Source organism: Hydrogenophaga sp. T66, assembly GCF_057219855.1.
Genome location: NZ_JBXVVX010000004.1, coordinates 123,936 through 131,415, shown reverse-complemented (window position 1 = coordinate 131,415; position 7,480 = coordinate 123,936). Strand labels below are relative to the sequence as shown.

Annotated in this window: 14 protein-coding genes; 12 read left to right on the top strand and 2 right to left on the bottom strand. The window is 65.4% G+C overall.

Features of this window, described 5'->3' with window-relative positions; genetic code table 11:
• The first annotated feature begins 102 nt into the window (after window positions 1-102).
• From rpsJ to AC2D80_RS14345, 12 genes are all read left to right on the top strand, one after another.
• On the top strand, window positions 103-417 hold the full coding sequence (gene rpsJ, locus AC2D80_RS14400) for a 30S ribosomal protein S10 (protein WP_291136521.1): 315 nt from the start codon (window positions 103-105) through the stop codon (window positions 415-417).
• A gap of 195 nt (window positions 418-612) precedes the next feature.
• Entirely contained in the window at window positions 613-1,287 is a 675-nt protein-coding gene (gene rplC / locus AC2D80_RS14395) for a 50S ribosomal protein L3 (protein WP_484633725.1), read from the top strand.
• Window positions 1,287-1,907 (top strand): 50S ribosomal protein L4, encoded by a 621-nt coding sequence (rplD, locus tag AC2D80_RS14390; protein WP_484633724.1) that lies wholly within the window; start codon window positions 1,287-1,289, stop codon window positions 1,905-1,907. Before rplC ends, rplD begins: the two co-directional genes overlap by 1 nt.
• Window positions 1,904-2,218 (top strand): 50S ribosomal protein L23, encoded by a 315-nt coding sequence (gene rplW, locus AC2D80_RS14385; RefSeq protein ID WP_484633723.1) that lies wholly within the window; start codon window positions 1,904-1,906, stop codon window positions 2,216-2,218. The genes rplD and rplW overlap by 4 nt, the downstream gene beginning before the upstream one ends.
• Window positions 2,219-2,220: 2 nt before the next feature.
• Window positions 2,221-3,045, top strand: a complete 825-nt coding sequence (gene rplB / locus AC2D80_RS14380; RefSeq protein WP_484633722.1) for a 50S ribosomal protein L2 — start codon at window positions 2,221-2,223, stop codon at window positions 3,043-3,045.
• 12 nt (window positions 3,046-3,057) lie between these two features.
• Complete coding sequence (rpsS, locus tag AC2D80_RS14375; protein WP_484633721.1) at window positions 3,058-3,333, top strand: 30S ribosomal protein S19; 276 nt, start codon at window positions 3,058-3,060, stop codon at window positions 3,331-3,333.
• Window positions 3,334-3,342: 9 nt separating this feature from the next.
• A complete protein-coding gene (gene rplV, locus AC2D80_RS14370; protein ID WP_484633720.1) occupies window positions 3,343-3,678 on the top strand; it encodes a 50S ribosomal protein L22 in 336 nt (111 codons plus the stop codon).
• A 13-nt stretch (window positions 3,679-3,691) separates the two neighbouring features.
• On the top strand, window positions 3,692-4,573 hold the full coding sequence (rpsC, locus tag AC2D80_RS14365) for a 30S ribosomal protein S3 (protein ID WP_484633719.1): 882 nt from the start codon (window positions 3,692-3,694) through the stop codon (window positions 4,571-4,573).
• A gap of 2 nt (window positions 4,574-4,575) precedes the next feature.
• Window positions 4,576-4,992: a 50S ribosomal protein L16 gene (gene rplP / locus AC2D80_RS14360; protein ID WP_484633718.1), complete on the top strand. Its 417-nt coding sequence runs from the start codon at window positions 4,576-4,578 to the stop codon at window positions 4,990-4,992.
• Window positions 4,993-5,007: 15 nt separating this feature from the next.
• Window positions 5,008-5,208, top strand: coding sequence for a 50S ribosomal protein L29 (gene rpmC / locus AC2D80_RS14355; RefSeq protein WP_484633717.1), 201 nt, complete (start codon window positions 5,008-5,010; stop codon window positions 5,206-5,208).
• Window positions 5,209-5,218: 10 nt separating this feature from the next.
• A complete protein-coding gene (gene rpsQ / locus AC2D80_RS14350) occupies window positions 5,219-5,488 on the top strand; it encodes a 30S ribosomal protein S17 (protein ID WP_484633716.1) in 270 nt (89 codons plus the stop codon).
• A gap of 117 nt (window positions 5,489-5,605) precedes the next feature.
• Window positions 5,606-6,115 (top strand): redoxin family protein, encoded by a 510-nt coding sequence (locus AC2D80_RS14345; protein ID WP_484633715.1) that lies wholly within the window; start codon window positions 5,606-5,608, stop codon window positions 6,113-6,115.
• Between the two features lie 70 nt (window positions 6,116-6,185).
• Here AC2D80_RS14345 and AC2D80_RS14340 read toward each other — a convergent pair whose 3' ends face one another.
• Both AC2D80_RS14340 and AC2D80_RS14335 read right to left on the bottom strand, forming a co-directional pair.
• Complete coding sequence (locus AC2D80_RS14340) at window positions 6,186-6,695, bottom strand: GNAT family N-acetyltransferase (RefSeq protein WP_484633714.1); 510 nt, start codon at window positions 6,693-6,695, stop codon at window positions 6,186-6,188.
• Window positions 6,696-6,752: 57 nt separating this feature from the next.
• Window positions 6,753-7,436 carry a cytochrome b/b6 domain-containing protein gene (locus AC2D80_RS14335; RefSeq protein ID WP_484633713.1) on the bottom strand — a complete coding sequence of 228 codons (684 nt, stop codon included), beginning with the start codon at window positions 7,434-7,436 and terminating at the stop codon, window positions 6,753-6,755.
• Window positions 7,437-7,480 lie beyond the last annotated feature (44 nt).

Sequence of the window (7,480 nt, the reverse complement as noted above, 5' to 3'; positions counted from 1 at the left end):
CGTCGGCGCCGGCGTCGTGGCCAAGATCATCGAGTAATTCAGGCCGGGCCGGCCGCCGTCTGCGCGAACCGGCCCAGACCGAACCATCCAGGAGTTACTCGCATGTCCACGAAGCAAAAAATCCGCATCCGCCTCAAGGCGTTTGACTACAAACTGATCGACACCTCGGCCGCCGAGATCGTCGACACCGCCAAGCGCACCGGCGCGATCGTCAAGGGCCCCGTGCCCCTGCCGACCCGCATGAAGCGTTTCGACATCCTGCGCTCGCCGCACGTCAACAAGACCAGCCGCGACCAGTTCGAAATCCGCACCCACCAGCGTCTGATGGACATCGTCGACCCGACCGACAAGACGGTTGACGCCCTCATGAAGCTGGACCTCCCCGCGGGCGTCGACGTCGAAATCAAGCTGCAGTGATGCCATAGCCCGCCGGACCTGCGTCCGGCGGCGCTTGCCACGGCAGATGGGGCCCGCTATACTGGCGGGCTTTCCGGCTTTTGGGCCGGATGAGTTTGTTCGAGCGGGCGGTTCGCCGCCCGGCACCCCAACGCGAAGCCCTTGAGGCCTCGCACCATCAGCCCCGGCCAATTGAAGTCGGGAACGGAGAAAACAATGAGTCTGAGCAACTCCCTCGGGTTGTTGGGCCGCAAGGTGGGCATGATGCGCCTGTTCACCGATGACGGGGACGCTGTGCCCGTCACGGTGGTGGACGTGTCCAACAACCGCGTGACCCAGGTCAAGACGCAGGCCAACGACGGCTACGACGCGCTGCAGGTCACGTTCGGCAAGCGCCGCGCCTCGCGCATCACGAAGCCGGTGGCCGGTCATCTCGCCAAAGCCGGTGTCGAGCCGGGCGAAATCATCCAGGAATTCCGCGTCGCTGCTGACGTCGCCGGCAAGTACGCTGCCGGCGCCACGGTGCCCGCGCAAGACCTGTTTGCCGCCGGCCAGAAGGTCGACGTGCAAGGCACCTCCATCGGTAAAGGCTTCGCCGGCACCATCAAGCGCCACAACTTCGGTTCGCAGCGCGCCTCGCACGGCAACAGCCGCTCGCACAACGTCCCGGGCTCCATCTCGATGGCCCAGGATCCGGGTCGCGTGTTCCCGGGCAAGAAGATGACGGGCCACATGGGCGACGTCACCAAAACCATCCAGAACCTCGACGTCGTCCGCGTGGACGAGGCGCGCCAGCTGCTGCTGATCCGCGGTGCCGTGCCCGGCGCCAAGGGCGGCTTCGTGACCGTGCGTCCCGCCGTCAAGGCTCAACCCGCCCAAGGAGCGAACTGATGCAAGTCGAACTCCTGAACGACCAGGGCCAGGCCGCGTCCAAGCTGGACGTGCCGGACACCGTGTTCGGTCGTGATTACAACGAAGCCCTGATCCACCAGCTGGTGGTGGCTTATCAGGCGAACGCCCGTCAAGGCACGCGTGCGCAAAAAGACCGTCAGATGGTCAAGCACTCGACCAAGAAGCCGTTCAAGCAGAAGGGCACCGGCAACGCCCGTGCCGGTATGACGTCCTCGCCGCTGTGGCGCGGGGGCGGTCGGATCTTCCCGAACAGCCCGGACGAAAACTTCAGCCAGAAGCTGAACAAGAAGATGTATCGCGCCGGCATGGCGTCGATCCTGTCCCAGCTGGTTCGCGAGGGCCGCCTGGCGGCGGTCGAGTCGATCAAGGTGGACTCGCCCAAGACCAAGCAGCTCGCCGCCAAGTTCAAGGCCATGAACCTGAACTCGGTGCTGGTGATTGCCGACGAGGTGGACGAGAACCTGTACCTGGCCTCCCGCAACCTGCCCAACGTGCTGGTGGTGGAGCCGCGTTACGCCGATCCGCTGTCGCTGGTGCACTACAAGAAGGTGATCGTGACCAAGGCCGCGATCGACCAGCTCAAGGAGATGTACGCATGAGCACGACCCAATTCGACGAAGGCCGCCTGATGCAGGTCCTCGTGGCACCGATCGTGTCCGAGAAAGCCACCCAGGTCGCCGAGAAGACCAACGCCGTGCTGTTCAAGGTGCTGCGCGACGCCACGAAACCCGAAATCAAGGCCGCCGTTGAGCTGATGTTCAAGGTGCAGGTCAAGGGTGTGTCGGTGGTCAACCAGAAGGGCAAGACCAAGCGTTTTGGCAAGACCGTCGGCCGCCGTGATCACGTGCGCAAGGCCTACGTGACGCTGATGCCGGGTCAGGAACTCAACTTCGGTGGGGAGGCCGCGTAATCATGGCAGTCATCAAGATGAAACCGACCTCGCCAGGCCGTCGCGGCATGGTGAAGGTCACGCGCGAGACCCTGCACAAGGGCTCGGGCTACGCGCCGCTGCTGGAGCCTCAGCACCAGAAGTCGGGTCGCAACAACAACGGTCACATCACCGTGCGCCACAAGGGCGGTGGTGCCAAGCACCACTACCGCGTGGTCGACTTCCGCCGCAACAAGGACAACATCCCGGCCAAGGTCGAGCGCATCGAATACGACCCGAACCGCACGGCGCACATCGCGCTGCTGTGCTACGCCGACGGTGAGCGCCGCTACATCATCGCCCCGCGTGGCGTTGAGGTGGGTGCCACGCTGTTGTCGGGCGCCGAGTCGCCGATCCGCGTGGGCAACACCCTGCCGATCCGCAACATCCCGGTGGGTTCGACCATTCACTGCATCGAGCTGCAGGTCGGCAAAGGCGCGCAGATCGCGCGTTCCGCCGGTGCCTCCGCGGTGCTGCTGGCCCGCGAAGGTGTGTATGCCCAGGTGCGCATGCGCTCGGGCGAAGTGCGCAAGATCCACGTGGACTGCCGCGCCACCATCGGTGAGGTGTCCAACACCGAACACAGCCTGCGCCAGATCGGCAAGGCCGGTGTGAAGCGTCACATGGGCATCCGCCCGACCGTCCGCGGTACCGCGATGAACCCGATCGACCACCCGCACGGTGGTGGTGAAGGCAAGACGGGCGAAGGCCGTGCGCCGGTGGATCCGTGGGGCAACCTGACCAAGGGTTACCGCACCCGCAACAACCGCCGCACGCAGACCATGATCGTCTCGCGTCGCAAGAAGTAAGGGGTTGACCTCATGACTCGTTCGCTCAAAAAAGGTCCGTTCGTCGACCACCACCTGATGGCCAAGGTCGAGAAGGCCCAGGCCACCAAGGACAAGAAGCCGGTCAAGACCTGGTCGCGCCGCTCCATGATCCTGCCCGAGTTCATCGGTCTGACCATTGCCGTGCACAACGGCAAGCAGCACGTGCCGGTGTACATCACCGACCAGATGGTCGGCCACAAGCTCGGCGAGTTTTCGCTGACGCGCACCTTCAAGGGCCACCCGGCCGACAAGAAGGCCAAGAAGTAAGGAACCACCATGACTACTGAAACCCGCTCTGTCGTTCGCGGCGTGCGCCTGTCGGTGGACAAGGGCCGACTGGTTGCCGACCTGATTCGTGGCAAGAAGGTCGACCAGGCCCTGAACATCCTGACCTTCACCCAGAAGAAGGCCGCCGGCATCGTGAAGAAGGCTCTGGAGTCCGCCATTGCCAACGCCGAGCACAACGACGGCGCCGACATCGACGAACTGAAGGTCAAGACCATCTACGTCGAGCAAGGCACCACGCTCAAGCGTTTTGCGGCCCGCGCCAAAGGCCGCGGTAACCGCATCAGCAAACCCACGTGTCACATCTATGTGACGGTCGGCAACTGAGAGGCACTGGACCATGGGACAAAAAATCCACCCGACCGGCTTCCGTCTGGCCGTCAGCCGCAACTGGGCCAGCCGCTGGTACGCCAGCAACCGCGATTTCGCGGGCATGCTGGCCGAAGACATCAAGGTGCGTGAGTACCTCAAGGGCAAGCTGAAGAACGCCGCGGTGTCCCGCGTCGTCATCGAGCGCCCCGCCAAGAACGCCCGCATCACCATCTACTCGGCTCGTCCGGGCGTGGTGATCGGCAAGAAGGGCGAGGACATCGAGAAGCTGAAGAAGGACCTGGCCGCCAAACTGGGCGTGCCGGTGGCCGTCAACATCGAGGAAGTGCGCAAGCCCGAAATCGATGCTAAGCTGATCGCCGACTCGATCACCCAACAGCTGGAAAAGCGCATCATGTTCCGCCGCGCCATGAAGCGCGCCATGCAGAACGCCATGCGCCTGGGTGCCCAGGGCATCAAGATCATGAGCGCCGGTCGTCTGAACGGCATCGAAATTGCCCGCACCGAGTGGTACCGCGAAGGCCGTGTGCCGCTGCACACGCTGCGCGCCGACATCGATTACGGTTTCTCGGAAGCCAAGACCACCTACGGCGTCATTGGCGTGAAGGTGTGGGTCTACAAGGGCGACACCCTGGGCCGCAACGACGCGCCCGTGGTGGCCGAACCCCGCGCTGAAGAAGAGCGCCGCCCGCGCGGACCGCGCCGTGACCGTGCCGAGCGTCCCGCTGGCCCGGCCGCTCGCGCCGCCGTGCGCCGTCCTGGCGCCAATGCCGCCCCGGCCGATGGCAGCGACAAGCCTGCCGAAGCCACGGGTGGTGACAGCAAACCCGCCGTTAAGCGCGTTCGCAAAGACGCACCCGCATCTGCAGCTGCGGACGGCAAAGGAGAATAAACATGTTGCAACCTGCCCGTCGCAAGTACCGCAAGGAGCAGAAAGGCCGTAACACGGGTATCGCCACCAGCGGTACCTCGGTGGCCTTCGGCGACTTCGGTCTGAAATCCACCGACCGCGGCCGCCTCACGGCGCGCCAGATCGAAGCCGCCCGTCGCGCCATTTCGCGCCACGTCAAGCGCGGTGGTCGCATCTGGATCCGCGTGTTCCCCGACAAGCCGATCTCCAACAAGCCGGCCGAGGTCCGTATGGGCAACGGCAAAGGCTCGGTGGAGTACTACGTGGCTGAGATCCAGCCCGGCAAGGTGCTTTACGAGATCGTGGGGGTGCCTGAGCAGCTCGCCCGCGAGGCGTTTGCCCTGGCCGCCGCCAAACTGCCGCTGCGCACCACCTTCGTGACGCGCCTGCTGGGCCAGTGATTCAGGAGAACATCGATGAAAACTGCTGAACTGCGCCAGAAGGACGTGGCCGCCCTCGAGGCGGAAGTGAAATCGCTGCAAAAGGCCCATTTCGGCCTGCGCATGCAGAAGGCCACGCAACAACTCAACAACACCGCCACGCTGGGCGACACCCGCCGCGCCATTGCCCGTGCCAAGACCATCCTGGCCGAGAAGCAGCGCGCCGCCGCCAAGTAAGGAGCCAACCATGACCGAAGCCAAAACCGCCCTCAAGCGCACCCTGGTCGGCAAGGTGGTGAGCGACAAGCGCGCCAAGACCGTCACGGTCCTGGTCGAGCGCCGCGTGAAGCACCCGATCTACGACAAGATCGTGATCAAGTCCAGCAAGTACCACGCCCACGATGAGAACGGCGAGTACAAGATGGGCGATGTGATCGAGATCACCGAGAGCCGTCCGCTGTCGAAGACCAAGAACTGGGTGGCCAGCCGCCTGGTGCAAAAAGCGGCCCTGGTGTAAGCCCGTCCGCCGCTGTCGTCAGCGCCCATTGAAAAAGCGACCGACAATCGGTCGCTTTTTCTTTTCTGGGCGCCCTGAGCCGCCCATCCCTTTCACCCACACCCGAGGAGACCCCCCATGATTCAAGTCGGCGACAAGCTGCCCAGCGCCACCCTGATGGAATACGTCGAAGTCGAAGGCAACGGATGCAGCATCGGCCCCAACCCGGTGGACGTGCACAAAGCCACGGCTGGCAAGACCATCGCGATCTTTGCACTGCCCGGCGCCTTCACGCCCACCTGTTCGGCCAAGCATGTGCCGGGGTTTGTGCAGCACGCCGCCGACTTCCGGGCTGCCGGGGTGGACGAGATCTGGTGCATTAGCGTCAACGACGCCTTCGTGATGGGGGCTTGGGCCCGTGACCAGAAAACCGATGGCAAGGTCCGCATGCTTGGCGACGGCAGCGCCGCGTTCACCCAGGCCACGGGACTCACCCTGGACCTGACCGCCCGCGGCATGGGCCTGCGCAGCAACCGCTACTCGATGCTGGTCAAGGACGGCGTGGTCAAGACGCTGAACATCGAAGGGCCGGGCAAGTTCGAGGTGAGCGACGCGGCGACGCTGCTGGCCCAGGCCAAGGGCCAGTAAGCGCAGGCGGTCCCACCGCCTGCCATCCCTCCCCCCGGGTGGTGACGCCGCCACCCGGCCTCACGACCGATCAGTCGAGATCGGCCTTGAGGTAGTGGGCACCCGGAATGGGGTTGTGGTAGTAGGGCGCGACCTCGACGAAGCCCATGTCTTCGTACAAAGCGCGCGCGGCTTCCATGTCGTTGAGCGTGTCGAGCAACACGCAGTGAAAACCGGCCAGACGGGCGTGGGTCATCACGCGCTCGGCCAATTGGCGGCCCAACCCGAAACCGCGGAACGCCCGCCGCACAAACAGCCGCTTCATCTCGGCCGCGTTGGGGTGGTCGGCGGTGGGCAAGGGGCGCAGCGCGCAACAGCCCGCGGCTTCACCGTCCACCCAGGCCACCACCAGCGTGCCCAGCGGACCCGCGTACGCCCCCGGCAGGGTGTCGAGTTCCGCTTGGAAGCCCTGAAAACACAGGTCGATGTCCAGCGAGGCCTGGTAGTCCTCGAACAGCGAACGCGCCACCGCAAGGTCGGCGGCGCTCGACACCTCGCGGAGCTCGATCGAGGGCAGGTGGGACGCAGAGTCAGCGCTCATGGGGACCGCCACTATAGCCGCGGGCGGATGCACGGCCCTCGAACGGGCGGGCGTGCCTCACCACCCGGGCGCTCCCAGCCGCCACACCGCCGCGGCCGCGCCGCCGCACACGCCCAGCAGGACGAGCGCTCCCAGCCGGGTCATGGCGTCGTCGCGGGACGGCGGGAGGGGTTCATCCACCACCTTGTCGCCGTGAAGCATGGCACCGACCAGGCGCTCGCCCTTCACCACGCGGTAGACGAGGATGGCCAGCACGTGCAGCCCGATGAGCCCCAGCACCAGCAGCTGGCCCTCGTCTTTGTGCCAGCTGGTGGCCGCAGAGACCCAGCTGCCCGGCAGGTGCGCGACCAGCGGGCCGGCGAACGCGATCTCGTCGTCACTGGACAGCCCGGTCAAAGCCTGCACCAGCAAAACGCCCAGCAACGCAAACACCGACAACGCGCCCAGCGGGTTGTGGCCCACGCGGTGGGCCAGCGGTGCGCGCCCGCGCAGGTAGGCCACGACCGACCGCGGCGCGTAGATGAAATGGACGAACCGCGACCAGCGACCGCCCACCAAGCCCCACACGAGCCGCCACACCAGCAAGGCCAACACCGCCGTGCCAAGCCGGGCGTGCCATTCGATCCAGTTGCCGCCCACCTTGCCGGTGATCACCAGTCCCAGGACGCACAGCAACAACAAGATGTGAAACACGCGGGTGGGCAGATCCCAGACGCGCAGCGAGGTGGATGGCTTGGACATGGCGGTGTGGGCGAGGGCGTTGGGCGGCAAGAGTCCGAGCGGCG

What these genes read in the sequence shown, in the direction of transcription:
- rpsJ (WP_291136521.1), top strand. Translation starts at nt 103, where the DNA reads ATGTCCACGAAGCAAAAAATCCGCATCCGCCTCAAGGCGTTTGACTAC.
- rplC (WP_484633725.1), top strand. Translation starts at nt 613, where the DNA reads ATGAGTCTGAGCAACTCCCTCGGGTTGTTGGGCCGCAAGGTGGGCATG.
- rplD (WP_484633724.1), top strand. Translation starts at nt 1,287, where the DNA reads ATGCAAGTCGAACTCCTGAACGACCAGGGCCAGGCCGCGTCCAAGCTG.
- rplW (WP_484633723.1), top strand. Translation starts at nt 1,904, where the DNA reads ATGAGCACGACCCAATTCGACGAAGGCCGCCTGATGCAGGTCCTCGTG.
- rplB (WP_484633722.1), top strand. Translation starts at nt 2,221, where the DNA reads ATGGCAGTCATCAAGATGAAACCGACCTCGCCAGGCCGTCGCGGCATG.
- rpsS (WP_484633721.1), top strand. Translation starts at nt 3,058, where the DNA reads ATGACTCGTTCGCTCAAAAAAGGTCCGTTCGTCGACCACCACCTGATG.
- rplV (WP_484633720.1), top strand. Translation starts at nt 3,343, where the DNA reads ATGACTACTGAAACCCGCTCTGTCGTTCGCGGCGTGCGCCTGTCGGTG.
- rpsC (WP_484633719.1), top strand. Translation starts at nt 3,692, where the DNA reads ATGGGACAAAAAATCCACCCGACCGGCTTCCGTCTGGCCGTCAGCCGC.
- rplP (WP_484633718.1), top strand. Translation starts at nt 4,576, where the DNA reads ATGTTGCAACCTGCCCGTCGCAAGTACCGCAAGGAGCAGAAAGGCCGT.
- rpmC (WP_484633717.1), top strand. Translation starts at nt 5,008, where the DNA reads ATGAAAACTGCTGAACTGCGCCAGAAGGACGTGGCCGCCCTCGAGGCG.
- rpsQ (WP_484633716.1), top strand. Translation starts at nt 5,219, where the DNA reads ATGACCGAAGCCAAAACCGCCCTCAAGCGCACCCTGGTCGGCAAGGTG.
- AC2D80_RS14345 (WP_484633715.1), top strand. Translation starts at nt 5,606, where the DNA reads ATGATTCAAGTCGGCGACAAGCTGCCCAGCGCCACCCTGATGGAATAC.
- AC2D80_RS14340 (WP_484633714.1), bottom strand. Translation starts at nt 6,695, where the DNA reads ATGAGCGCTGACTCTGCGTCCCACCTGCCCTCGATCGAGCTCCGCGAG.
- AC2D80_RS14335 (WP_484633713.1), bottom strand. Translation starts at nt 7,436, where the DNA reads ATGTCCAAGCCATCCACCTCGCTGCGCGTCTGGGATCTGCCCACCCGC.